21 protein-coding genes, 3 tRNA genes and 1 pseudogene are annotated in these 23,546 nt (G+C 64.4%); 8 read left to right on the forward strand and 17 right to left on the reverse strand.

Annotated features, from left to right (window positions below):
* Positions 1-3: 3 nt before the first annotated feature.
* On the reverse strand, positions 4-762 hold the full coding sequence (locus tag ACQCS0_RS12800; RefSeq protein ID WP_354154932.1) for an SDR family oxidoreductase: 759 nt from the start codon (positions 760-762) through the stop codon (positions 4-6).
* 9 nt (positions 763-771) lie between these two features.
* A complete protein-coding gene (locus ACQCS0_RS12805; protein WP_354154933.1) occupies positions 772-1,152 on the reverse strand; it encodes a DUF488 family protein in 381 nt (126 codons plus the stop codon).
* 62 nt (positions 1,153-1,214) lie between these two features.
* Between ACQCS0_RS12805 and valS the strand changes: the two genes are divergently transcribed.
* Positions 1,215-3,833: a valine--tRNA ligase gene (gene valS / locus ACQCS0_RS12810; protein ID WP_354154934.1), complete on the forward strand. Its 2,619-nt coding sequence runs from the start codon at positions 1,215-1,217 to the stop codon at positions 3,831-3,833.
* Positions 3,834-4,204: 371 nt separating this feature from the next.
* Here the strand turns inward: valS and ACQCS0_RS12815 are convergent, their stop codons facing one another.
* The 6 genes from ACQCS0_RS12815 to ACQCS0_RS12840 form a co-directional block, all read right to left on the reverse strand.
* Complete coding sequence (locus ACQCS0_RS12815) at positions 4,205-4,819, reverse strand: disulfide bond formation protein DsbA (RefSeq protein WP_354153764.1); 615 nt, start codon at positions 4,817-4,819, stop codon at positions 4,205-4,207.
* Positions 4,820-4,888: 69 nt separating this feature from the next.
* On the reverse strand, positions 4,889-6,169 hold the full coding sequence (gene clpX / locus ACQCS0_RS12820; protein WP_185260773.1) for an ATP-dependent Clp protease ATP-binding subunit ClpX: 1,281 nt from the start codon (positions 6,167-6,169) through the stop codon (positions 4,889-4,891).
* A 179-nt stretch (positions 6,170-6,348) separates the two neighbouring features.
* Entirely contained in the window at positions 6,349-7,008 is a 660-nt protein-coding gene (locus tag ACQCS0_RS12825) for an ATP-dependent Clp protease proteolytic subunit (protein ID WP_141140836.1), read from the reverse strand.
* A 36-nt stretch (positions 7,009-7,044) separates the two neighbouring features.
* Complete coding sequence (locus ACQCS0_RS12830; protein WP_282330890.1) at positions 7,045-7,668, reverse strand: ATP-dependent Clp protease proteolytic subunit; 624 nt, start codon at positions 7,666-7,668, stop codon at positions 7,045-7,047.
* A gap of 224 nt (positions 7,669-7,892) precedes the next feature.
* The gene (gene tig / locus ACQCS0_RS12835; protein WP_426938510.1) at positions 7,893-9,284 is read right to left on the reverse strand and encodes a trigger factor; all 1,392 of its coding nucleotides are present in this window, start codon (positions 9,282-9,284) and stop codon (positions 7,893-7,895) included.
* 85 nt (positions 9,285-9,369) lie between these two features.
* Positions 9,370-9,444 (reverse strand) — tRNA-Pro (locus tag ACQCS0_RS12840).
* 148 nt (positions 9,445-9,592) lie between these two features.
* Between ACQCS0_RS12840 and ACQCS0_RS12845 the strand changes: the two genes are divergently transcribed.
* Positions 9,593-9,666 (forward strand) — tRNA-Gly (locus tag ACQCS0_RS12845).
* Positions 9,667-9,739: 73 nt separating this feature from the next.
* Here the strand turns inward: ACQCS0_RS12845 and ACQCS0_RS12850 are convergent.
* From ACQCS0_RS12850 to ACQCS0_RS12860, 3 genes are all read right to left on the reverse strand, one after another.
* Complete coding sequence (locus tag ACQCS0_RS12850) at positions 9,740-10,675, reverse strand: Fpg/Nei family DNA glycosylase (protein WP_426938511.1); 936 nt, start codon at positions 10,673-10,675, stop codon at positions 9,740-9,742.
* Positions 10,675-11,169, reverse strand: a complete 495-nt coding sequence (locus ACQCS0_RS12855; RefSeq protein WP_426938512.1) for a ribose-5-phosphate isomerase — start codon at positions 11,167-11,169, stop codon at positions 10,675-10,677. The genes ACQCS0_RS12850 and ACQCS0_RS12855 overlap by 1 nt, the downstream gene beginning before the upstream one ends.
* Positions 11,170-11,247: 78 nt before the next feature.
* Positions 11,248-12,264 carry a hypothetical protein gene (locus tag ACQCS0_RS12860; protein WP_354153760.1) on the reverse strand — a complete coding sequence of 339 codons (1,017 nt, stop codon included), beginning with the start codon at positions 12,262-12,264 and terminating at the stop codon, positions 11,248-11,250.
* Between the two features lie 110 nt (positions 12,265-12,374).
* Here ACQCS0_RS12860 and pepN point away from each other — a divergent pair, with 110 nt between their 5' ends.
* The 4 genes from pepN to ACQCS0_RS12880 all read left to right on the forward strand — a co-directional run bounded on the left by pepN (position 12,375) and on the right by ACQCS0_RS12880 (position 16,868).
* The gene (pepN, locus tag ACQCS0_RS12865; protein WP_354153759.1) at positions 12,375-14,942 is read left to right on the forward strand and encodes an aminopeptidase N; all 2,568 of its coding nucleotides are present in this window, start codon (positions 12,375-12,377) and stop codon (positions 14,940-14,942) included.
* 9 nt (positions 14,943-14,951) lie between these two features.
* Entirely contained in the window at positions 14,952-15,425 is a 474-nt protein-coding gene (locus ACQCS0_RS12870) for an OsmC family protein (RefSeq protein ID WP_282330858.1), read from the forward strand.
* A gap of 293 nt (positions 15,426-15,718) precedes the next feature.
* Complete coding sequence (locus ACQCS0_RS12875) at positions 15,719-16,411, forward strand: mechanosensitive ion channel domain-containing protein (RefSeq protein ID WP_354153758.1); 693 nt, start codon at positions 15,719-15,721, stop codon at positions 16,409-16,411.
* A gap of 4 nt (positions 16,412-16,415) precedes the next feature.
* A complete protein-coding gene (locus ACQCS0_RS12880; protein ID WP_354223512.1) occupies positions 16,416-16,868 on the forward strand; it encodes a globin in 453 nt (150 codons plus the stop codon).
* Positions 16,869-16,928: 60 nt separating this feature from the next.
* Here ACQCS0_RS12880 and ACQCS0_RS12885 read toward each other — a convergent pair whose 3' ends face one another.
* Positions 16,929-17,585: a hypothetical protein gene (locus ACQCS0_RS12885; RefSeq protein ID WP_354153756.1), complete on the reverse strand. Its 657-nt coding sequence runs from the start codon at positions 17,583-17,585 to the stop codon at positions 16,929-16,931.
* A gap of 63 nt (positions 17,586-17,648) precedes the next feature.
* Here ACQCS0_RS12885 and ACQCS0_RS12890 point away from each other — a divergent pair, with 63 nt between their 5' ends.
* The gene (locus ACQCS0_RS12890; RefSeq protein ID WP_354153755.1) at positions 17,649-18,629 is read left to right on the forward strand and encodes an acyl-CoA thioesterase II; all 981 of its coding nucleotides are present in this window, start codon (positions 17,649-17,651) and stop codon (positions 18,627-18,629) included.
* A gap of 124 nt (positions 18,630-18,753) precedes the next feature.
* Here the strand turns inward: ACQCS0_RS12890 and ettA are convergent, their stop codons facing one another.
* The 3 genes from ettA to ACQCS0_RS12905 form a co-directional block, all read right to left on the reverse strand.
* Positions 18,754-20,436 carry an energy-dependent translational throttle protein EttA gene (gene ettA, locus ACQCS0_RS12895; RefSeq protein ID WP_354153754.1) on the reverse strand — a complete coding sequence of 561 codons (1,683 nt, stop codon included), beginning with the start codon at positions 20,434-20,436 and terminating at the stop codon, positions 18,754-18,756.
* Positions 20,437-20,482: 46 nt separating this feature from the next.
* The gene (locus ACQCS0_RS12900; protein WP_354223510.1) at positions 20,483-21,052 is read right to left on the reverse strand and encodes a DUF6993 domain-containing protein; all 570 of its coding nucleotides are present in this window, start codon (positions 21,050-21,052) and stop codon (positions 20,483-20,485) included.
* Between the two features lie 108 nt (positions 21,053-21,160).
* The gene (locus tag ACQCS0_RS12905; protein WP_354153752.1) at positions 21,161-21,742 is read right to left on the reverse strand and encodes a single-stranded DNA-binding protein; all 582 of its coding nucleotides are present in this window, start codon (positions 21,740-21,742) and stop codon (positions 21,161-21,163) included.
* 214 nt (positions 21,743-21,956) lie between these two features.
* Here ACQCS0_RS12905 and ACQCS0_RS12910 point away from each other — a divergent pair.
* Positions 21,957-22,029: transfer RNA gene (locus ACQCS0_RS12910), tRNA-Arg, on the forward strand.
* Between the two features lie 111 nt (positions 22,030-22,140).
* Here ACQCS0_RS12910 and ACQCS0_RS12915 read toward each other — a convergent pair.
* Both ACQCS0_RS12915 and ACQCS0_RS12920 read right to left on the reverse strand, forming a co-directional pair.
* Positions 22,141-22,923: a sugar phosphate isomerase/epimerase family protein gene (locus tag ACQCS0_RS12915; RefSeq protein ID WP_354153751.1), complete on the reverse strand. Its 783-nt coding sequence runs from the start codon at positions 22,921-22,923 to the stop codon at positions 22,141-22,143.
* Between the two features lie 35 nt (positions 22,924-22,958).
* A pseudogene (locus ACQCS0_RS12920) lies at positions 22,959-23,425 on the reverse strand (Gfo/Idh/MocA family protein); the annotation flags it as partial.
* Positions 23,426-23,546 lie beyond the last annotated feature (121 nt).

The following is a 23,546-nucleotide window of genomic DNA, read 5'->3' on the forward strand; positions in this document are numbered from 1 at the left end:
AGATCAGGCCTTGCGGATCAGCTTGTGGGTGGCCGCCTGGGCCACCGGGCGGATCACAATCTGGTCCAGGTTGACGTGATGCGGCGCACTGACGGCGTACCGCACCACGTCGGCGACATCGGCTGCCGTCAGCGGCTTCTCCACGCCCTGGTAGACCTTCGCCGCAGCGTTCGGGTCGCCGAGCCGGTTGAGGGCGAACTCCTCGGTCTGGACCAGCCCGGGGGCCACCTCGATGACGCGGATGTTGTGCTCTGCTTCTTCGAGCCGGAGCGCCCCGGTCAGTGCATGCTGGGCAAATTTGGCGGCGTTGTAGCCAGCGCCGCCCTCGTAGGCCACCAGGCCGGCCGTAGAGGTCAGGTTCAGGACGGTGCCTTCGCCGTTGGCACGCAGCATCGGCAGGAACGCCCGGGTGAGCTTCATGGTGCCGAGAACGTTGACCCGGTACATCCATTCCCAGTCTTCGGTGTTGGCAGCGCCCACCAGGTCAGCGCCCCGGGCACCGCCGGCGATGTTGATGAGTGTTCCCACACCCCCGGCTTCGGTGACGCGGGCCAGCAGCCGGGCGACATCGTCGTCTTCGGTAATGTCGGCGGGAATTCCGACGGCGCCGGTCTCCGCTTCGAGCGCGGCCAGCCGTTCCGCGCGCCTCGCCACTGCGAATACCTTCCAGCCTTCTGCCGTCAGGGCGCGGACCGTTGCCTCGCCGATGCCGGTGCTTGCGCCAGTGACTACTGCTGCCCTGTTCCGTGAATCCTCAGTCATGGCACCACCCTAAAGGCATCGGCGCTCGGGGTGCTCCCGCATGAACTCCAGTAACACCCGGGCGTGGTTGACCTCAGGATCCCGGGCTCCATACAGGAGGGTCACGCGGCTGTGCTCGGTCCCCAACTTCAGGAGGGTGGCAACAGCCGCGTTGCTTTCCAGCTCCTGCCGGTATTTCAGCCGGAAGTCGTCGAAGCGCTCCTTCATGTGCCCGAACTCCTGACGCAGCGGCGGTGACGGCGCGATGTCCTTAAGCCAGAGATCAAGTTGCGCGTCCTCCTTGCTGACCCCGCGGGGCCAGAGCCTGTCCACCAAGACCCGCCAGCCGTCGTCATCCGCCGGCCTGTCATAGATGCGCTTGATCACAAAATTTTCACCGGTTGTGCCCATCTACCGCATGCTACGGCAGGCTCCCGTGCCGCGGGCTGAACAGACCATGAAACAATTGCCAGATGGCTGAAGACACTCAGGGTACAGACACGCCCTCCACTGCCCCTATCAACGTTCCGGACAAGCCCGCCCTTGAGGGGCTCGAAGCTGCCCTCACGCGGCGCTGGCTTGCCGAAGGGACCTACAAGTTCAACCCGGACACCACCCGGGAGCAGGTCTACTCGATCGACACTCCCCCGCCCACAGCGTCCGGTTCCCTGCACGTGGGGCACATGTTCTCCTTTACGCAGACGGACGTGCTGGCCCGCTACCAGCGCATGATCGGCAAGAACGTGTTCTACCCGATGGGTTGGGATGACAACGGCCTGCCCACCGAGCGCCGCGTGCAGAACTACTACGGCGTGCGCTGCGATCCGGCCACCCCGTACGATGCCGGCTACCGTGCTCCGGCCGAGCCCGCCAAGAACCAGCGCGATTTCGACGTCGTTTCGCGCCGGAACTTCATCGAGCTGTGCGAGGAACTGGCCGTGGAGGACGAGAAGGTCTTCGAAAGCCTGTTCCAGCAGCTCGGGCTTTCCGTGGACTGGCAGTTGACGTACCGGACCATTGACGACGCTTCCCGCGAAGTCTCCCAGCGCGCCTTCCTGGCCAACCTGGCAGCCGGCGACGCCTACATGGCCGAGGCGCCAACCCTGTGGGACATCACCTTCCGCACGGCCGTGGCCCAGGCGGAACTCGAAGACCGCGAAGTTGCCGGCGCGTACTACCGCTACCCGTTCTTCACCGAAGACGGCGAAAAGATCTACGTCGAGACCACCCGTCCCGAACTGCTGGCCGCCTGTGCCGCCCTGGTGGCAAACCCCGACGACGAGCGCTACCAGCCGCTGTTCGGCAAGAAGGTCACGTCCCCGGTCTTTGGTGTTGAGGTTGAAGTCAGGGCCCACGCGCTGGCCAAGGCGGACAAAGGCTCCGGCATCGCCATGGTGTGCACCTTCGGTGACCTCACCGACGTCACCTGGTGGCGGGAACTGCAGCTGCCCACCCGCGCCATCGTTGGCCGGGACGGACGGATCATCGGCGAAACACCGGACTGGATCACCACCGACGCCGGCCGCACCGCCTACGAAGCCATTGCGGGCAAGACCGTCTTCAGCGCCAAGGAAGCAGTGGTGGAGCTCCTGGCCGCCGAAGACCTGATCGACGGCGAACCGAAGAAGATCATGCACCCCGTGAACTTCTACGAAAAGGGCGACAAGCCCCTTGAAGTCGTCACCTCACGCCAGTGGTATTACCGCAACGGCGGCCGCGACGAAGAGCGCCGCGCCCGCCTGATCGCGCGCGGCCACGAGATCGACTTCCACCCGGCCTTCATGCGGTCCCGCTTCGAGAACTGGATCTCCGGGCTCAACGGCGACTGGCTCGTCTCCCGGCAGCGTTTCTTCGGTGTGCCCATCCCCGTCTGGTACCCGCTGGACGCTGACGGCAACCCGCAGTACGGCGCCCCGATCGTGCCCCTGGATGAGCAGCTGCCCGTTGACCCCGCAGCCGATGCCGCACCGGGTTACGACGAAGCCCAGCGCGGCGTCCCCGGTGGCTTCGCCGGCGACGCCGACATCCTGGATACGTGGGCGACGTCTTCCCTGACGCCGCAGATTGTGGGCGGCTGGAGCCGGGACGAGGACCTCTTCGCCAAGGTCTTCCCGTTTGACCTGCGCCCCCAGGGCCACGACATCATCCGCACCTGGCTGTTCTCCTCGGTAGTCCAGGCTGATGCGCTGCAGCACGCCGCGCCGTGGAAGCATGCCGCCATCTCCGGCTGGATCCTGGACCCGGACCGGAAGAAGATGTCCAAGTCCAAGGGCAACGTGGTGGTTCCCACCGACGTGCTGGACGAATTCGGCTCCGACGCTGTCCGATACTGGGCCACGTCCGCCAAGCTCGGCGCGGACACGGCCTACGAAATCGCGCAGATGAAGATCGGCCGCCGCCTGGCCATCAAGCTGCTGAACGCCTCAAAGTTCGTCCTGAACCTGGGCGCCACGGAGAATTCAGTGGTCTCCACCGATCTTTCGGTCCTCACGAATCCCTTGGACCGCGCGGTGCTGGCCCAGCTGGCCGAGGTCGTGCGCCAGTCCACCAAGGCGTTCGAGAACTACGACTACGCCCGGGCCCTGCAGATCACCGAGAGCTTCTTCTGGCAGTTCACGGACGATTACGTGGAGCTCATCAAGGACCGCGCCTACGGTGCCGCCGGCGACGCTGAGCAGGCCTCCGTGCTGGCAGCACTTGCCACCAGTCTGGACACACTGCTTCGCCTGTTCGCCCCGTTCCTGCCCTTCGCCACTGAAGAGGTCTGGGGCTGGTGGCGCAACGGCTCCGTACACGTTGCCCAGTGGCCCCTCGCAGTGGATGTGGACGGCGACACCACTCTGCTTGCCACCGTTGGCACGGCCCTGAGCGGTGTCCGCAAGGCGAAGTCCGAAGCCAAAGTCAAGCAGCGGACCGAGGTTCTTTCCGCGACCATCACGGCCTCGGAATCCCTAACCACGCAGCTGAAGGCAGGACTTGGCGACCTGAAGGCAGCCTCGAACGCCCGCGAGCTGACCCTCGTGGCGGGCGACGGCGAACTGACCGTCAGCGACGTCGTGTTGGCGGCGCCGGAGGAACAGCCCAAGGCCTGACCGGATTTAGGTCCCGTTCCGGAGCAGCAGCCCTGTTTTGGGGCCGGCCTGTTTTTGGGCAAAGGGGAAGCCCCATCAGCGTTTTGCCGTTGGTGGGGCTTCGACTTTTCGGCCATCCTCGTGACGTCTTTGATGGTCTGGCAAGATCCTTGGATCTTCAGGTCTTCCTACCTCGTCACTGGTAGCTTGTATCTGACTTTGCCGATGGCTGCGTCGGATACATATCACTGAATCTTTGGTTCCTGCGTCTCACTTCTTTCGAAGTGGGTAAGAACCATTGTTGTCCCGAAGGTTTGGATGCGCAAGAGCCCCGGACGAACTACATCAGAGTAGTTCGTTCGGGGCTCTTTGCCGTCTGCGTCAGCCTGGCGTCAGTCGAATTCAGGGCTTTCGCTGCGGCTGCGCTTAATCTCGAAGAAGTACGGGTAGGAAGCCAGCGTGACGGTGGCGTCCCACAACTGGCCGGCCTGCTCGCCGCGCGGGATCCGGGTCAGCACCGGCCCAAAGAAGGCCGTTCCGTTGAAGGCGACAACCGGCGTGCCGACGTCCTGTCCCACCAACGAGATGCCTTCCTCGTGGCTGGCCCTCAGCTGGGTGTCAAAGGCGTCCATCGTGGCAACGTCTGCCAGGCCGGCCGGGAGTCCGCACTCGGCGAGTGCCTTGCTGATGACAACGCCATAGTCCTTTTCCCCGCCAAGGTGGATCAGTGTGCCCATGGCGTCGTAGAGCGGCTTCACCACGTGGTCGCCGTGCTGCTCCTGGGCCGCGATGATGACCCGAACCGGGCCCCAGGCCTTGTCCATGAGCTCCCGGTAGCCGGCGTCCAGTTCGCGCCCCTCGTTGAGGACGGCCAGGCTCATCACATGCCACACGGTCTCAATGTCGCGGACGGCCTCAACCTCGCCGATCCAGCGTGACGTGATCCAGGCGAATGGGCACAGCGGATCGAACCAGAAGTCGGCCTGGTTGATGGTTGTTTCAGTCATGCGTGAGTCCTCGGGTTCCTGAGCGTGCGGGGATGGACGGGGGCAGGGGCTGGCGGGGCGGCGGACGCGTCAGGCGGACTTACGTCGCTTGGTCACGTGCGGAATGAGGGTGGGCTCGGCCTTGCTGAGGACAACGTCAGCGGTGATGACCACGCTGGCCACGTCTTCGCGGCTGGGGAGGTCGAACATCACCGGAAGCAGCACTTCCTCCATGATGGCGCGGAGGCCGCGGGCACCGGTGCCACGCTCAAGGGCCTGGTCGGCGATGGCGTTGAGGGCGTCCTCATCAAAAACGAGTTCCACGCCGTCGATCTGGAACATCTTCTGGTACTGCTTGACCAGCGCGTTCTTCGGCGTGGAGAGGATCTGGATGAGTGCATCCCGGTCCAGGCTGGAGACCGTGGTGATTACGGGCAGGCGGCCGATGAATTCCGGGATGAGGCCGAATTTCAGCAGGTCCTCGGGCATCACTTCGCCGTAGGAGTCCACCTTGTTGCTGGCGTCGTTAAGCGGGGCGCCGAAGCCGATGCCCTTGCGTCCGGAACGCGAACCGATGATCTCTTCCAGCCCGGCAAAGGCGCCCGCCACGATAAAGAGCACATTGGTGGTGTCGATCTGGATGAATTCCTGGTGGGGGTGCTTGCGTCCGCCCTGGGGCGGAACGGAGGCCACCGTTCCTTCAAGGATCTTCAAAAGGGCCTGCTGCACGCCCTCACCGGAGACGTCCCGGGTAATGGAGGGGTTCTCGCTCTTGCGCGAAATCTTGTCGATTTCGTCAATGTAGATGATGCCCTGTTCGGCCTTCTTGACGTCGTAATCCGCCGACTGGATGAGCTTGAGGAGGATGTTCTCCACGTCCTCACCCACATAGCCGGCCTCGGTGAGCGCTGTGGCATCGGCGACCGCAAACGGAACATTCAGCCGCCGCGCCAGTGTCTGGGCCAGGTAGGTTTTACCGCACCCAGTGGGGCCGATCAGGAGGATGTTGGACTTGGCAATTTCAACATCGTCGTGGTGGCCGCCCTCGGCGAGGCTGCCGCTCTTGGGGGCGTGGCCGGCCTGGATCCGCTTGTAGTGGTTGTAGACGGCGACGGCGAGGGAACGCTTGGCAGGTTCCTGGCCGATGACGTATTCCTGCAGAAAGTCGAAGATCTCGCGGGGCTTGGGCAGTTCGAAGCTGCCCAGATCGGCGACTTCCGCGAGTTCTTCCTCAATGATCTCGTTACAGAGTTCAATGCATTCGTCGCAGATGTAGACACCGGGCCCGGCAATGAGCTTGCGTACCTGCTTCTGGCTCTTTCCGCAGAAAGAACACTTCAGCAGATCCGTGCTCTCGCCAATCCGAGCCATATGTGAACCCCTTTAGTATCTTGCTGCGAGGCAGCTGTGCACCGTTGCTGGAATCGTGGCGGGCCTGGGAGGACCGGCCGTGACATCTTCCACTCTAGGTCACAATTGCGTCCAAGGGTGGAAAGCGAAGGCCGGTGCGGCCCAAATAGCTGGACCGCACCGGCCGCCGAATAGCCGTACTACCTGGTAATTGCCTGTGGCTTGATCTTGCGGGAATCAAGGACCTGGTCGATAAGACCGTAGTCCAGGGCGTCTGCCGCGGTCAGGATCTTGTCGCGCTCGATGTCGTTATTGACCTGCTCGGACGTGCGGCCTGAGTGGTGTGCGAGGGTGTCCTCAAGCCAAGACCGCATCCGCATGACTTCCGCGGCCTGGATTTCGAGGTCCGAAGCCTGGCCACCCTGGCCGCCGGACAATGCCGGCTGGTGGATCAGGACACGCGCGTTGGGCAGCGCTAAACGCTTGCCGGGGGTGCCTGCGGCGAGCAGAACCGCGGCAGCGCTGGCCGCCTGGCCCAGGCAGACAGTCTGGATTTCGGGCCGGATGTACTGCATGGTGTCGTAGATCGCCGTCATGGCCGTGAACGAGCCACCCGGGGAGTTGATATACAGGGTGATGTCACGGTCCGGGTCGGTGGACTCGAGGACCAGCAGCTGGGCCATGACGTCATCGGCAGAGGCGTCATCCACCTGGACGCCGAGGAAGATGATGCGGTCCTCGAACAGCTTGGTGTAGGGGTCCTGGCGCTTGAAGCCATAAGGCGTGCGCTCTTCGAACTGGGGAAGGACGTAGCGGCTGGTCGGAAGGTTACCGGCAGTCGATCCGAAGTTGTAAGTCATTGTTGTTGCTCCTGATCTAAAGGTTCTATTGCCGGGTTACTTCTCGGATGCCGACTCGCCGGAGGGGCCGTTGGCGGTTCCGCCGCCGCCGGCCACGGTGCCGGCGTGGGCAGCGATCTTGTCGAAGAAGCCGTATTCGAGGGCTTCTTTAGCAGTGAACCATTTGTCGCGGTCGTTGTCCTTGAGGATGGTTTCCACCGACTGTCCGGTCTGATCCGCGGTCAGTTCAGCCATGACCTTCTTCATGTGCAGGATGAGCTCGGCCTGGATCTTGATGTCCGAGGCCGTACCGCCGATGCCGCCGGAGGGCTGGTGCATCAGGACGCGGGCGTTGGGGGTGGCGTATCGCTTGCCCTTGGTGCCGGAGGAGAGCAGGAACTGGCCCATGGAGGCTGCCAGGCCGGTGGCGACGGTGACGACGTCGTTCGGGATGAACTGCATGGTGTCATAGATGGCCATGCCTGCGGTCACGGAGCCACCGGGAGAGTTGATGTAGAGGTAGATGTCCTTTTCCGGGTTCTCGGCGGACAGGAGCAGCAACTGCGAGCAGATGGCGTTGGCGTTGTCGTCACGCACCTCGGAGCCCAGCCAGATGATGCGCTCTTTCAGGAGGCGGTTGTAGATGTAGTTGTCCTGGCCGGCCGGATCTACAGTCGCCATCCGGGGCGCCTCTGCGTGCTGTGACATATGTACTTACCTCTCGCTGGTGACGGTGACATCACTGAACTTCACTACTTGGACACTAACCGGTTTGGTGGCCGATTTGTTCGCCGGAATCGCGCTGTTCGCTGACGGCGCACGATCCCTGCAACTGCCCGTAAACCAAGGCAGCCCCCGGACCAGTAGGTCCGGGGGCTGCCTTCAGTCGCACTGCCAGGGGCGTGCTACAACTTCACTGCTGCCGGCTCGTCACCCGGGGTGGCGTCGGTCTCGGCGTTTATGTTTTCAGTGGCCTCAGCCTCAACGGCGGGAGCCTCCTCTTCGCCGCCGGGGCGGACGAAGTCACTGAGGTCAACAGACTTGCCATCGGTGTCGGTGACGGCGGCCTGGCCCAGGACTACGGCCAGTGCCTTCCGGCGGCGGACCTCTGAAACCATCATGGGAACCTGGCCGCTCTGATCGATGATCTGGGCGAACTGGTTCGGGTCCATGCCGTACTGGCTGGCGGCGCTGACGATGTAGTCGATCAGCTCAGCCTGGCTGACGTTGACTTCTTCCTTTTCGGCAATGGCGTCGAGGATGACTTCGTTCTGGAAAGCGCGGGCGGTGTTGGCCTTGACCTCTTCGCGGTGCTCTTCGGTGTCGTGCTCGCCTTCACCGTGGCCGTTGCCCTCCTTGAAATGGGCGTCGACCTGCTCTTCGACCACGGAGTCCGGAACCGGAACCTGGACGAGTTCAACGAGCTTGTCCAGGACCTTGTCGCGGGCCTCTACGCCCTGCTCGACGACCTTGGACTCGGCAGCCTGCTTGGCCAGGTCCTCGCGGAGTTCAGCCAGGGTGTCGAACTCGGAGGCCAGCTGGGCGAAGTCGTCGTTGGCTTCCGGAAGCTCGCGCTCCTTGACGGCCTTGACAACAACCTTCACCTGGGCGGACTCGCCGGCGTGGTCACCGCCCACAAGGGTGGTTTCGAAGATGGCGTCTTCGTCAACGCTGAGGCCGGTGACGGCCTCGTCCAGGCCCTCGAGCATGGTTTCGGTGCCCACCTGGTAGGACAGACCGGACGCGGAATCAACGTCGGCACCGTCAATGGTGGCGGTGATGTCGATGGTCAGGAAGTCGCCATCGGCGGCCGGGCGGTCCACGGACTTCAGCGTGCCGAAGCGGCCTCGCAGCTCATCCAGGGCCTTGTCAACGTCTTCGTCGGAGGATTCCGCTGCGGCTACCTCAACCTTGATGCCGGCGTAATCCGGGAGTTCGATCTCCGGGCGGATATCAACCTCGGCGTGGAACTTCAGTTCCCCGTCCGTGGAGCTGGGGTCCGGAACCTCGGTGATTTCAACCTCGGGACGGCTCAGCGGGCGGATGCCTGATTCCTGGACTGCAGCCTGGTACCAGCCGTTGAGGCCTTCGTTGATGGCCGTCTCCAGCACGTAGCCGCGGCCAACGCGCTGATCGATCAGCTTGGACGGGACCTTGCCCTTACGGAAGCCAGGGACCTGGATCTGCGAAGCAACAGTCTTGTATGCCTCGTCGATGCTGGGCTTCAATTCCTCAAAAGGGACCTCAACATTGAGCTTGACCCGCGTGGGGGTGAGGTTCTCGACAGCGCTCTTCACGGTCTAAGTACTCCTGGGTTTGTGGGATGGGTTTCTGCAAACGCAGTTTTTTGCCCGGGCCGTTTGCACGGCCCGAGCCGCAGAGTCGGGGTGACAGGATTTGAACCTGCGACTTCCTGCTCCCAAAGCAGGTGCTCTAGCCAAGCTGAGCTACACCCCGTAAGTGCACAGGCAAGTCTACGTTCATCCGGGCGGTCTTTGCACATTTGACACGTGGGGCATGAATTAGGTTTAGTTGTATCCGGCTTCAACAGCCGGCCCGAAGAAACGCAATTCAGCCTGATGCAACAGCTGGGCTGTATTTTTCCGGGGACGTAGCTTAGTGGTAAAGCCTCAGTCTTCCAAACTGATGATGCGGGTTCGATTCCCGTCGTCCCCTCCACATCAAGCAGGGCCCCTCGCTGAGGGGCCCTGCTTTTTTGTTTAGCTGACTTGGAAGTTAGCTGCTTTGTTGGCTACTGCTGGCAACCGGGGCACCAGTAGAGCTTGCGGCCCACCATTTCGGTGATGGCCACCGGCACGCCACAGACCCGGCAGGGCTGCCCTTCACGCTTGTATACAAAGTGGGCGTCGCCGGCCGCGGGCGGGACCGCCCGCGGTTGCAGGTGACCCCGCTCCCGGCGGTCCAATTCCCAATACACCGGCGGTGTGGTGATGATCCGGCCGTCGCGGACGCCGTCTGCCATTACTGCGGCTGTGTCGTCCCACAACAGACCGGCGGCCCTGCTGGAAAGTCCAGTACCGGGCAGCCACGGATCCAGCCGCTGCCGGAACAGCACTTCGGCCCGGTAGACGTTCCCGACGCCGGCAATCACCTTCTGATCCATCAGCAGCGCAGCGATGGGCGTCTTGCGGGACAAAAGGCCCGTCACAAAGCGGGTCCTGTCCGCGGGATGATTGTGCAGCGGATCCGGCCCCAGCCGGGCCAGGACGGCCCGCGCTTCTGCCTCGGTGATGGCCGCGCACGTGGTGGCACCGCGCAGGTCAGCCCAGCCATGGCGGCTGGCAAGCCGGACGCGCACGGCACCCCGCGGCTCGGGCGGGCCTGCGTACTCAACGGTCCCGCCGTCGTTGGTACTTTCGGGGTCCCCGAAAACCTCGCGCTCCCCGATCTTCCTTGGCGCGCCGATACTGGAGGCCCCGCTGAACGTGGCGTCGCCGCCGAAGTCCCAGGCACCATAGAGCCCCAGGTGGACGTGCAGCACCACGGCATGGTCAAAATGCAGGAAGAGGTGCTTGCCGTGGGCGCGCGAATCCTTCATGACCTGGCCGTCCAGCAGCGCCGCGCCGGCAGCGAACCGGCCCTGCGGGCTGCTCACGGACAGTGACTCCCCGGTAAATACGTCCCCGAACTGTTGCGCCAGGCGGCGGACTGAATGCCCTTCGGGCACTACTCGATGACCTCGCCGGTGTTTTCATAAGCCGCGATCTTGCCGATGCGGCGGACGTGCCGTTCGTCGTTGCTGAACGGCTCAGCCAGGAAGGCCTCGATCAGTTCGGTTGCTTCCTCGACAGTGTGCTGTCGGCCGCCCACAGCCACCACGTTGGCGTTGTTGTGTTCACGCGCCAAGGTGGCGGTGGAGTGGTTCCAGGCGAGGGCTGCGCGGACCCCCTTGACCTTGTTGGCCGCAATCTGTTCACCGTTGCCCGAGCCGCCCAGGACGATGCCCAGGGCATGGATTCCTGCCTGCTGGTCAGCCACAACGGCGAGCGCCACGTTGATGCAGAAGGACGGGTAGTCGTCCAGGGCATCGTATTCCTTGGGTCCGTGATCCACTACGTCGTAGCCCTTGGCCGTGAGGTGTCTGACCAGATGGGCGCTGAGTTCCATGCCTGCATGGTCGGTGGCGATATGTACCCGCGGGAAGGCAGGGGAAGAAGTCACAGCAGTATCCGTTCGTTTCGGCGCCCGGGGCCAGCAGTGCTGGTTCAGGCCAGGGTCAGATCATCACGGACAAGGTTACTAGGACTCAGACTCCGGGGCACGTTCGCCGGACGCACCCCCGTGCGCCCTCGCTGCCACCCGGGTCAGTATTTCTGCCAGCCGGGCCGCGGATGCCGGGCTGCCGCCGCTGACCGCAAGGTTGCGCCCATCGGTTTGATGCACGACGACGGCGGGGCCGCTGCTGACCAGCATCGCGGCGGTACCGCGGTGGTTGCGGTAGCCCCACCCGCCGTAGTCGGCGGCGCGGACATCCGCGGCACTGGCCGTCGAGATCGCGGCTGCCGGCACTGCCATCACCGGCAGCACGCCGGCCACCAGGACGCGCAGGCCGCGGCGGTCGGCCTTGACCCGGGCGCAGAGGAAAGCAGCGGCCACCAGAGCGAGGGCCACCATCAGGGCCCCGAGCCACGGCAGCGCCACGGCGATCAGCGCAGCCGGGAACAGGCTGGCCACGGCGATCATCACAAACACGGAACTGCGGGCGTGCACCCACATCCGGAAGGTGTCTCCGGCGAGCTCCGGGTCAAGTTCGCGGGCGAGGGCCCGTTGCAGGGCCCGGTCGTCGTCGAGCGACCACCGGGTATCGGCTTTGAAGACGAACCCCATGGTGACGCCCAGCGAGACCGCAGCCCCGCTGCCCAAGGCAAGGACCGTGAGGTCCACCCGGGATTCCCGGGCATCGGCGAGGCCGGTTTGGCCCACCAGCCCGGCGGCCAGGACACTGGTGATGAACAGGCTCAGGAACAGCCCGGTTCCCATCATGATCCGGCGCATCACGGCCGGCCGGGACAAGGGCACCGCCTGGGACAGTACCAACCACCCTGCGGCGATGATGAGCAGCGCCCCACCGGCTGCATAGGCGCCGAACGGGGCAAAGGCCGCACCGCCGTCGGCCGTCCAGCCGATCGCCACGGGGTCCGGAAGATCGGGCCGCAACAAGAATGCGCAGAACACAAAAGCCACCGCCAGGACCACGGGAAAGCCCACTGCAAAGCGCAATGCCTTGGTATCCACCGACTCCCGGAACTTTCCCATGCATTAACGCTACTCCCGCCGGAGGCCGTGACAGAATGACTTCACTGTGCCGATGCAGGCCACCGCCCGCCGGCAACCGCAACCCCTTCTGGAGGCCCCACTTGCCAGGTATGAACCTGACTCGCGCCGAAGCCCGCGAGCGTGCCGAACTCATCACTGTTGACTCCTACGATGTCATCCTGGACCTGACCAAGGGCGAGAAGGTCTTCGGGACCACCACCACGGTGAGGTTCACGGCAGAGCCCGGATCCGCCACATTCATCGATGCCGTCACCCACACCGTGCACAGCGTCACGCTCAACGGGCGCGCCCTCGACCCTGCCGTCGTCTCCGACGGCGTCCGGATCCAGCTCCAGGAACTGGCTGGCTCCAACGAGCTCACGGTGGTGGCCGACGCGCCGTACATGAACACCGGCGAAGGCCTGCACCGCTTCGTCGATCCGGTGGACAACGAGGTGTACCTGTACACGCAGTTCGAGGTTCCCGATTCGCGCCGCATGTTCGCGGTGTTTGAGCAGCCCGACCTCAAGGGGACCTTTAGGTTTACGGTCACGGCGCCCTCGCACTGGGATGTCATCTCCAACTCGCCCACCCCTGCCCCCGTGGAAGCCACGCCAGGGACGGACGGCGGCGCCGGCTCGGTCTGGGCGTTCACCCCCACACCGAGGCTGTCTTCCTATGTCACCGCCCTGATCGCCGGCCCGTACCAGGCTGTCCGGTCCGAGGTCACCAGTTCCGACGGCCGCGTGATCCCGCTGGGTGTTTTTGCCCGGAAATCCCTGATGCAGTACCTCGACGCGGACAACATCTTTGACCTGACCCGCCAAGGCTTCGAATTCTTCGAGGCGCAATTCGGCTTCCCGTACCCCTTCGAGAAATACGATCAGCTGTTCGTGCCGGAGTTCAACGCAGGCGCCATGGAGAATGCCGGCGCGGTGACCATCCTCGAAGGCTACGTTTTCCGGAGCAAGGTGACCGGGGCGCAGATCGAGCGCCGGGCCATCACCGTGCTGCACGAACTCGCGCACATGTGGTTCGGGGACCTGGTGACCATGCGCTGGTGGAACGACCTCTGGCTCAACGAATCCTTTGCCGAATACATGTCCCACCTCGCCGCCGTGGAAAACACGTCATTCACAAGCGCCTGGACCACCTTCGCCTCGGTGGAAAAGTCCTGGGCCTACCGCCAGGACCAGCTGCCCACCACGCACCCGATCTTCGCCGACATCAGCGACCTTCAGGACGTCGAGGTCAACTTCGATGGCATCACGTACGCCAAGGGCGCCTCAGTCCTGCGCCAGCTGGTGGCGTGGGTAGGGCCGGAGCAGTTTATGGCCGGGGTCCGGGAGTACTTCGCCAAGCACGCGTGGCAGAACACCGAACTCAGCGACCTGATGGCGGAGCTGGAGAAGGCCAGCGGCCGCGACCTGGACCAGTGGGGCCGGCTCTGGCTGGAGACCGCCGGCGTCAATACGCTCAAGCCGGAGCTCGCTGTGGACGGCTCCGGGACGCTGACATCCTTCACCATCGTGCAGTCAGCCGTCGAGGACTGGCCCACCATCCGTCCGCACCGGCTTGCCGTCGGTTTCTACACCCTGAACAGCGCGGGCAAGCTGGAGCGCGTGCACCGCGAGGAGCTCGACGTCGACGGCGAGCGCACCGACGTGCCGGCACTGGCGGGCCTGGCCCAGCCTGACCTGATCCTGGTTAACGACGACGATCTCGCCTACGCGAAGGTCCGGCTGGACGAGAAGTCCCTCGCCACGGCAACGGCGCACCTGAAGGACTTCAGCGAGAGCCTGCCGCGTACCCTGGTGTGGAACTCCGCCTGGGACGCTGCCCGCGACGGCGAGTCCCCCGCGCGCCGGTACGTGGAGCTGGTCCTGGCTAACGTGGCCGCAGAATCGGATTCCTCGGTGATCCTGGTGCAGCTGCGCCAGCTGGCCACCACGCTGAACTTCTATGTGGCCGAAGAGCACCGCGCGGCCACCACGGTCACAGCCGTGGACGCGCTGTGGGATCTTGCCAGCGCCGCACTCGGCGGGTCAGACGCCCAGCTGCAGTTTCTGAAGTCGTTTGCCCTGTTGGCCCGCAGCTCAGGCCAGCTGGACACCGTGGCCGGGCTGCTGGACGGCACCGCGACTCTGGAGGGGCTGACCGTGGACCAGGACCTGCGCTGGGAGCTGCTGACGTCTCTGGTGGCCGGTGGCCGGCTGGGCAAGGCTGAGATCGCTGCTGAACTGGAACACGACAACACCGCGAGTGGACAGAACGCCGCGGCCCTGGCCACGGCGGCCATCCCCACCGCCGAAGCCAAGGCCGCCGCCTGGGACTCGATAGTGGTCACGGGAGAACTCTCCAATGCGCTCCAAGGTTCAGCGGTCAATGGCTTTATGCGCGTGCTGGACCGTTCGCTGCTGGAACCGTATGCGGAAAAGTACTTCGAGGCTGTTCCCTCGATAGTGGCAAACCGCACACACGCACTCGCCCAGCAGATCGTCGTCGGGCTTTACCCTGCGCTGCTGACTACGCAGGCAACGGTGGACCGGACGGATGCTTTCCTGGCAGGCCTTCCGGCCGACAGCGCCGCACTGCGGCGCATGATGCTGGAAAACCGCGACGGCGTGGCCCGGGCCCTGCGGGCACGCTCGGCCGACGTGCTGCCTGGCGAAGCCTAGTCTGGCGCCGTGGGCCTGGGCGAGCACCACTATTCCCTGACGGTGCAGTGGACCGGCAACCTGGGTAACGGCACGTCGTCGTACCGGGGCTACTCACGGGACCACGACATCCGGATCCCCGGGCTGCCGGTCCTGCCCGGTTCCGCCGATCCGACGTTCCATGGGGACCGTGACCGCTACAACCCGGAGCAGCTGCTCCTTGCAGCGCTGGCACAGTGCCACATGCTGTCGTTCCTGCATGTGGCGGTGAAGCACGGGGTGGTGGTGACCGGCTATCAGGACGACGCCACCGGTGTGATGCGCCTGAACCGCGACGGCAGCGGACAGTTTGAGTCCGTCACGCTGAACCCGCGGGTCACCGTGGTGGACGCGGCCCATGTGGATCTGGCCGAACGGCTGCACCGCGAAGCCAACGCGGTCTGTTTCATCGCCCGGAGCGTCAACTTCGCCGTGCATCATTCACCCGTGACTGTGGTGGCCTGACAGGAGTTCACCGGCCGTGCCGAGCGAACGGGCCGCGTTGACCCACCGGACACCGTTTGGCGGTTCCGTCGCGGATTCGCCGGCCAGGCATGTAAGTGCGTGACCTGCGGAAACGGCCTGCCGGGCGATTTCAGTGGGGCGAAAGGCAGTTCCACCCAGAATGAGGATGCGTCCGGGGCCGGGCTACGGCGCTAGGGTTGAAAGGGAATAGAGCCTATGCCGCGGGCGAACCTGCGCATTGGGCCGATCTCATCCCCCGGCCGCCGCCGGTGACCCCCAGGAGTTTTGCCTCTATGTTCAGCGCGATGTCGATTACACCCCCGCCTCTCACCGCGCAGCCCGACGGCGTCAGTATCACGGGCATCGCGATCAGCCTTGGCGTCGGAATCGCCGTGTGGCTGGTGGCGACGTTCGTGATTTCGCGGATCAGCAAGCGCGTGGCCGCGGGCAGCAATTTCTTCAAAAAACCGCATTTCAAGTGGGTTGCCCCCGCGCTGCGGGCACTGGACCATGAACGCCGGGTGCAGCGGGCGGAGACCATCGGTTCCCTGCTCAACAGCATCGTGGGCGTGCTGGTGGCCGTGATCACCATCATGTATGTGCTCCAGAACCTGGACATCAACATCGCACCACTGTTGACCAGCGTCGGGATCCTGGGTATCGCCATCGGTTTTGGCGCCCAGCAGCTGATCCGCGACTTCCTTGCCGGCATCTTTATCACCATTGAGGACCAGTACGGGATCGGCGATGTCATCGAAACCAGCGAGGTGGTGGGTGTGGTCGAGTCCATGGGGCTGCGCATTACCCGGGTCCGCTCGGAGGACGGCGCCATCTGGTACCTCCGCAATGGCGAGATCCTTCGCGTCGGCAACCGTTCGCAGGGCAAATACGTGCCGGTGCAGGACTCGCCGGTCGCCGCTCAGGACACTGCCCTGAGTGCGCCTGCCACCGAGGCGAAAAAGACTGAGCAAAAGGCCGGAGAATAGAGACATGACCATACCCGCCGAGCCGCAGCAGCCCCGCCAACTCATGCAGAACGATCCCTTCAGCCAACCCGGCTACACGGAGAACTTCTACGATGCCGTGGGCGGACACGAGACGTTCGTCAAGCTGATCGATGTCTTTTACGACGGCGTCGCCACGGACCCGCTGTTGCGCCCGATGTACCCGGACGAGGACCTTGAGCCGGCCAAGCGGCGGTTCCTGATGTTCCTGGAGCAGTACTGGGGCGGCCCCGCCACGTATGGTGAGGAGCGCGGCCACCCTCGCCTGCGGATGCGCCACATGCCGTTCCGGGTCACGCCTGAAGCCAAGGACCGCTGGCTGTTCCACATGCGGACAGCCGTCGACGCCCTGGTACTGCCCTACTTGTACGAGGGAACACTCTGGGACTACATGGAACGCGCCGCGTTATCCATGGTGAACAGCCCCTCGGACGCCTGACGCCTATACTCCGCATACGGGGCTGGAGTCTTAGCCCGTACGACGACGGCTGGCGGGGTACTAGAGACCGCTGCCGGTTCGTGCCAGGACATGGCCGCGCGGGCCACTGAGGCGGAACCAGCGGCCCGCCCGGTAAAGCTTCTGGTCCGCGTCTGCGAGGAATCCCAGGGTGAGGGCCGCGAACGCGGCTCCTGCCGGGAGGCCGGAGTCATCAAGGGCCCGGCCCCACACAGCGGCGCGCGCGTTGTTGACGATCAGCGCCCCCGGCTGGGCGGGCATGATGCTGGCCACTTCGGTGATGCCGGCCTCAGCCGCGCGCCGGAGTTCGGCATCCGACAACACACCCACCAGCTCCCAGCCGCTGCGGGGCGCGCCGACGCCCGTCCACGATTCGGTGACGGTGGACGGCGGAATCGGCAGCTCGACGCCGTCCTCTCCTGCCCTGGCAAGCCGGTCCAGGACAGCCGAGAGCGGCACCGTCACGTCGATCGCGGAAGGTTCCGCCAGCGCCATGGTGCGCAGGCCCAGGATCGTGGGGGTGGATTCGCCCAGCAGGCGGGGCCGCAGCAGGCACACGTAGGCCGCGAGAACGGAACCTGCGGCCTGAAGCCGGATGGCGCCGTCGTCGACCGTTTTGGCACGGGTGGTGAACGTGCGCAGATCCGCGAGATCACGCGGGTCAGCGAACCGGAAGGACTTCGTTAGTAGGTCAGACACACTAAGAACACTACCGGCTGAAGCCTGGTTGAGCAGCGGCAGGGCGACGTCTAGAGTCAATCCATGACTGAAGCCGAAACCGGACTGCTGGCGCCACCCAGCGGCGACCCCACCGAAACGCTCATCCAGCTCCTTGACCTCGGTGAGCTTGAAGGCGCCCGGACCGATGAGGACATCTTCCTGGGCCCATCGCAGCAGCAGCCCCGGCAGCGCGTTTTCGGAGGGCAGGTTCTGGCCCAGTCGCTGGTCGCTTCCATGAGGACGGTGGACCCGGAACGGTTTGTCCATTCCATGCACGGCTATTTCCTCCGGCCCGGCGACGCCAACAAGCCCATCACGTTTGGTGTCCAGCGCCTGCGTGACGGCCGGTCCTTTTCGGCCAGGCGTGTCCACGCGTACCAGGAGGGCGTCCCCATCCTGTCGATGATCGCCTCCTTCCAGGATCTGGACGAAGGGCTCGACCATGAATCCAAGATGCCCGCCAACATTCCCGATCCTGAGTCGCTGCCGAGCACGGCCGATCTGCTGGGTAAGTTCGACCACCCGATCGCCCAGCACTGGGCTTATGAGCGGCCCTTTGATATCCGACACGTTGACCCGCCGCTGTACGTCTCGGCCAAGGGCAAGAAGGAGGCCAGTAACGCTGTCTGGATGAAGACGTTCGGGCCCATGCCCGATGATTCAAACCTGCACCGGGCCGCCCTGGCCTACGGCAGCGACTACACGCTGCTGGAATCCATCCTGCGCCGCCACGGGCTGAGCTGGATCACGCCCGGTATGAGTGTCGCCAGCCTGGACCACGCCATGTGGTGGCATCGCCCCGCCCGGGTGGACGAATGGCTGCTCTACGTCCAGGAATCGCCCAGCGCCCAGGGAGCCCGCGGCCTCGCCACGGGCAAGATCTTCAACCGGGCCGGGCAGCACGTTGCCTCGGTGGCGCAGGAGGGCATGGTCCGGGTGCCCACGGACCTGAAGAACAAAGTAGTTGGCGCCCTACAGTCCAAAGTCCTGGAGCACCAGATCCGCAAGGCCGGGCGGAACTGACCCGGGGCGGGGCTGGCTGAGCGGGCTGATTGCGGAGGGTCAGCTGGCTTTCGGCAGTCAGATGTCTGGCGGGCAGCAGAAAGACCGGCACCCTTGATGGCGGGGTGCCGGCCTTTCTTTGCGATCAGTCGCGGGTGAGGCGGCGGTGCGTCACGCGGTGCGGCTTGGCCGCATCGGGTCCGAGCCGCTCTACCTTGTTCTCCTCGTAGGATTCGAAGTTTCCCTCGAACCAGTACCATTTGGCGGGGTTTTCCTCGTCGCCTTCGTAGGCCAGGATGTGCGTTGCCACCCGGTCCAGGAACCAGCGGTCGTGCGATACCACGACGGCGCAGCCGGGGAACTCCAGCAGCGCGTTTTCAAGGCTGCTGAGGGTCTCGACGTCGAGGTCGTTAGTAGGTTCGTCAAGGAGCAGCAAGTTACCTCCCTGCTTGAGGGTCAGCGCCAGGTTGAGGCGGTTGCGCTCACCACCGGAGAGCACCCCGGCCTTCTTCTGCTGGTCCGGGCCTTTGAAGCCGAAAGCGGCAACGTAGGCGCGGGACGGCATTTCGACCTGACCCACCTGGATGTAATCCAGGCCGTCGGAAACAACTTCCCACAGGGTCTTATTCGGGTCGATGCCGCCGCGGCTCTGGTCCGCGTAGGAGATCTTGACCGAATCGCCGATCTTGAGCTCGCCGCCGTCGAGCGGCTCCAGGCCAATGATGGTTTTGAACAGCGTGGACTTGCCCACGCCGTTAGGACCGATGACGCCGACGATGCCGTTGCGGGGAAGCGTGAAGGACAGACCGTCGATCAGCGTGCGGTCGTCGAAGCCCTTCTGCAGGTTTTTGGCTTCCAGGACCAGCCCGCCCAGGCGCGGGCCCGGCGGAATCTGGATCTCTTCGAAGTCAAGCTTCCGGGTACGGTCAGCCTCGGCTGCCATTTCCTCGTAGCGGGCCAGACGGGCCTTGGACTTGGTCTGGCGGCCCTTGGCGTTGGAGCGAACCCACTCAAGTTCCTCGGTGAGGCGCTTAGCCTGCTTCGCGTCCTTCTTGCCCTGGACTTCCAGGCGGGCACGCTTCTTCTCCAGGTACGTGGAGTAGTTGCCTTCATAGGGATACAGGTGGCCGCGGTCAACCTCTGCGATCCATTCCGCGACGTGGTCGAGGAAGTAGCGATCGTGGGTGACGGCCAGGACTGCGCCGGCGTAGCTGGAGAGGTGCTGTTCCAGCCACAGCACGCTCTCGGCGTCCAGGTGGTTGGTGGGCTCGTCCAGGAGCAGGAGGTCTGGCTTCTGCAGCAGGAGCTTGCAGAGGGCCACGCGGCGGCGCTCACCGCCGGAGAGCAGTGTCACGTCCGCGTCCGCGGGCGGGCAGCGGAGGGCGTCCATGGCCTGCTCAAGCTGGGAGTCGAGATCCCAGGCCTCCGCGGCGTCAATGGCTTCCTGCAGCTGACCCATTTCTTCGAGCAGCACGTCGAAGTCAGCGTCGGGGCTGGCCATTTCCTCGGAGATTTCGTTGAAGCGCTGGATCTTGCCGTAGATCTCGCCAACACCTTCCTGGACGTTGCCCAGGACAGTCTTTTCCTCGTTCAGTGGCGGTTCCTGCAACAGGATCCCCACGGTGTAGCCGGGGCTGAGCCTGGCCTCACCGTTGGAAGGGATGTCCAGTCCGGCCATGATCTTCAGGATGGTGGACTTACCGGCACCGTTCGGGCCAACAACACCGATTTTGGCGCCCGGGAAGAACGACATGCTTACGTTGTCAAGAATGAGTTTTTCGCCAACTGCCTTGCGGGCATTGGTCATTGTGTAGATAAATTCCGCCATGGTTCCAAATCTAGTGGGTTGGCGGGCTTAACTCACATTCGAGGCGTCAGACAGCCGTACCCACGAAGCACTTACCGCTGGCCAGGACCGGCAGAACGATGACGGTGACGCTGCCGTCACGGACCTGTCCCACCACGCATTTGGTGCCCTGTAACACTGCGGCTTCGATGGCGTCCGCTTCCAGCCCGGTGGGCGTCCGGCTGGCCGACACTTCAAGGGCCGCGACGGCAATCCCGGCACCGGTGAGGGCATCGGTCATCTGGGCCGTGGCTGGCCTTGGTGTCCCCGCCGCCAGCCGGCCCAGCGCATCCGTTACTGTCTGTTTCATGACCGCGATGGCCGGATCCTCCGCCGGGGACGCGGCGGCCTGCCGGGTTCCGGTGGTGGCCGGGTCCGAGGGAGTGGCTACTTCGCTGGCGGTGGCCGCGCCCTGACCGGCCCCCGTTAGCCCGGCCCCTGTTGGGGAGCCGCCAGTGCAGGCTGCAAGCGCGAAAATCATCAGAAGGCTTCCGGCGAGCGCCACGGGCGCCCGTCCGGCACGTGGCGCACGCCGCAGGGAACGGGTAATCCGTCTGGTGATTCTGGTTGCCTGCCGGTTGTCCGTCGCACGATTCATGCCGCCATTCTGTCACGCGGCCATGCATGGGACGGAACGGTCCCGGCGCGGGCGGACTGCCGGCACCGGGTCCGCCCGCTTCCTGTGCGGTATCGAGCGCCAGCACTTTCAGACGGCGGCTCCGGCGAGCTCGCCCGTTTCAGCGTCCACCGGAATGTGGTTGCCGTCTGCGTCCTCGTGGAAGACTCCCAAGGCTGCAGCGTCGTCGTCCGCGTGTTCCCCTTCCTCCGGGTCGCCCCCGTCGTCGTCAGGATCCGCAGGGCCGATGCCGCTGCCGTCCGCTGCGGCTTCCTGGCCTGCCGCGCCGTTGTCTGAGACGAGGTGCAGTCCGGTGTCGCTGGTACGGATGTAGTTGGCCGAACCGCGTTTGAGGTCGTGCCCTACGGAATCGGCATCGATTTCGGCTGAATGGTAGATCCGGCCGTCTTTCTCCCAGCTGCGCAGCTTGAGCCGGCCAACGACGATGACGCACTGGCCTTTCTTGATGCTGCAGGCCATGTTCCCGGCAAGCTGACGATAGCCCTGGACGTTGAACCAGTTGGTGTGGCTATCCACCCAGGTGCTGGTGGCGCGGTCAAAGCGCCGCGCCGTTGAACCGAGGCGGAACGAGGCAGTGCCAACGCCGCCCGGAGTTGTGGAGGTCTTGATATCCGTGGCAACGAAGCCCCGGAACGTTTGGTAGTCAGTCATCATCTTGTCCTGTCTCGAAAGGTAGCGCCTTAGCGGCAAAACCAGCTTCGCGCGGACGGCACCGCGCCGCGAGGGATAAGTTCGCGTATGTGCACAACCCTTCCCGCAACTGCCTTGTTGAGGAGAAGTTCCGGCAGCCCGCCCTGGTGAAGCGACTGCACCGTGGTGCCATGTAAACTTTTGATGCGCCTGATCTCTGGTCGTGGCGCCACGTGCCCCAGTAGCTCAGGGGATAGAGCAGCGGCCTTCTAATCCGCCGGTCGGGGGTTCGATTCCCTCCTGGGGCACAAGATGATGACTTGGCACGTCCTTGACGGATGCGCCGGTCAGCAAAAAACACCCCGGTCAGCAGACCGGGGTGTTTTTTCATTGTGTGGCTGGTGTGAAATTGCCGTTTCTCAGGCGTAAGGCAGCACGAGTTCCGCGGAGCGCTCCTTGACCGTGGAAAGGACGATATTGCCATCGGTGTCCCAGATCTCCTGATTGAAGATTTCGACTTCGATGTCGCCGGTGTACCCGGCGTCGCGGACCCAGGTGCCGATGGTGGCGAAGTCAATGACGCCGTCGCCCATGTATCCGCGCAACAGCAGCGGATCCGCGGCGATGGGCATGTTGAAGTCGCACACCTGGTAGGAGGCGATGCGGTCTTCCCGGCCGGCGCGTTCAATTTGGGCCTTAAGTTCCGGATCCCACCAGACGTGGAAGGTGTCGACGGCGACGCCAACAGCCTTGGTGTCGAACGGGGCGGCGAGATCCAGGGCCTGTCCCAGGGTGGAGATCAGGGCACGGTCAGCCGCGTACATCGGGTGCAGCGGTTCGAGCACCAGCCGGATCCCGTTCTCGGAGGCGAATGGAACAAGGTCGGCGAGGCGGTCGGCGACGCGCTGGCGGGCAGCCACCACGTCCTTCTCCGCCGGCGCCAGTGCGGCGGCCTGGCCTTCGGCGTTGGCCGCTGTCAGGAAACCGCCGCGGCAGAGCGAGGAGACCCGGAGGCCGGCGTCCTTGATCAGCTTGGCGGCCTTGTCCAGCCCTGCTTCCTCAACGCGGTCACGCCATGGGCCGATGGACGGGATGCCGGCGTTGACGCAGGCGTCGACGACCTGTGCGAGGGTCCACTTCTTGGTGGTCGCGCTGTTGATCGAAAGGCGCGAAAAAGGGGACGGTCCTGAATTTAATGTCATACTCCCACTCCGTTGATGCGCAGGTAGTCGGACATCCGGAACACGGCGAGCGCAGGATCCTTCAGCAGCAGCTTGTCGTGCACAACGCCCGCGGTGACGCCGGCTTCCTTGCCGATGCGGGCCAGTTCGATGGCCTCTTCGAGGGTTTCAGCCGTGGGCTTTTCGGTGAAGATGTGCTTGCCGGCCAGCATTGCCTTCTTCAGGGTGGCGGCACGGAGGCTGGTCATGGAGGCATCGAACATGATGTCCACGGAGGGGTCGTTGATCACGGAATCGAGGTCGGTGGTCCGCTCCGCCACCTTGTGCAGTTCCGCCAGTTCGCGGATCTTGGCTTCGTTGCGGCCCACCAGGATCGGCTCCACCTGGACCTTGGTGCCGTCCTCCAGCTAAAGCCTCCGGCATCACGGATGGGGAGGATGGAACGCAACAGGTGCTGGCGGTAACCCATCCGGCCGGTGATGCCGTTCATGGCGATGCGGATCGTCTTTGTTTCGAAGCCCACTTGTCCTCCGCGGTGAGTTACTCAAAATGTCTTGGGAAAGCGCATTCCCACTGAATCCATCATGCACGGGTCACCGCATATTGGCAAGCGCTTTCCCTGCCTACCTTCAAACTGCCATACT

Origin of the sequence: Pseudarthrobacter sp. S6 (assembly GCF_050156575.1) — a bacterium.
Classification (GTDB): domain Bacteria; phylum Actinomycetota; class Actinomycetes; order Actinomycetales; family Micrococcaceae; genus Arthrobacter.

What these genes read in the sequence shown, in the direction of transcription:
- ACQCS0_RS12800 (WP_354154932.1), bottom strand. Translation starts at nt 762, where the DNA reads ATGACTGAGGATTCACGGAACAGGGCAGCAGTAGTCACTGGCGCAAGC.
- ACQCS0_RS12805 (WP_354154933.1), bottom strand. Translation starts at nt 1,152, where the DNA reads ATGGGCACAACCGGTGAAAATTTTGTGATCAAGCGCATCTATGACAGG.
- valS (WP_354154934.1), top strand. Translation starts at nt 1,215, where the DNA reads ATGGCTGAAGACACTCAGGGTACAGACACGCCCTCCACTGCCCCTATC.
- ACQCS0_RS12815 (WP_354153764.1), bottom strand. Translation starts at nt 4,819, where the DNA reads ATGACTGAAACAACCATCAACCAGGCCGACTTCTGGTTCGATCCGCTG.
- clpX (WP_185260773.1), bottom strand. Translation starts at nt 6,169, where the DNA reads ATGGCTCGGATTGGCGAGAGCACGGATCTGCTGAAGTGTTCTTTCTGC.
- ACQCS0_RS12825 (WP_141140836.1), bottom strand. Translation starts at nt 7,008, where the DNA reads ATGACTTACAACTTCGGATCGACTGCCGGTAACCTTCCGACCAGCCGC.
- ACQCS0_RS12830 (WP_282330890.1), bottom strand. Translation starts at nt 7,668, where the DNA reads ATGGCGACTGTAGATCCGGCCGGCCAGGACAACTACATCTACAACCGC.
- ACQCS0_RS12860 (WP_354153760.1), bottom strand. Translation starts at nt 12,264, where the DNA reads ATGGGAAAGTTCCGGGAGTCGGTGGATACCAAGGCATTGCGCTTTGCA.
- pepN (WP_354153759.1), top strand. Translation starts at nt 12,375, where the DNA reads ATGAACCTGACTCGCGCCGAAGCCCGCGAGCGTGCCGAACTCATCACT.
- ACQCS0_RS12875 (WP_354153758.1), top strand. Translation starts at nt 15,719, where the DNA reads ATGTTCAGCGCGATGTCGATTACACCCCCGCCTCTCACCGCGCAGCCC.
- ACQCS0_RS12880 (WP_354223512.1), top strand. Translation starts at nt 16,416, where the DNA reads ATGACCATACCCGCCGAGCCGCAGCAGCCCCGCCAACTCATGCAGAAC.
- ACQCS0_RS12890 (WP_354153755.1), top strand. Translation starts at nt 17,649, where the DNA reads ATGACTGAAGCCGAAACCGGACTGCTGGCGCCACCCAGCGGCGACCCC.
- ettA (WP_354153754.1), bottom strand. Translation starts at nt 20,436, where the DNA reads ATGGCGGAATTTATCTACACAATGACCAATGCCCGCAAGGCAGTTGGC.
- ACQCS0_RS12900 (WP_354223510.1), bottom strand. Translation starts at nt 21,052, where the DNA reads ATGAATCGTGCGACGGACAACCGGCAGGCAACCAGAATCACCAGACGG.
- ACQCS0_RS12905 (WP_354153752.1), bottom strand. Translation starts at nt 21,742, where the DNA reads ATGACTGACTACCAAACGTTCCGGGGCTTCGTTGCCACGGATATCAAG.
- ACQCS0_RS12915 (WP_354153751.1), bottom strand. Translation starts at nt 22,923, where the DNA reads ATGACATTAAATTCAGGACCGTCCCCTTTTTCGCGCCTTTCGATCAAC.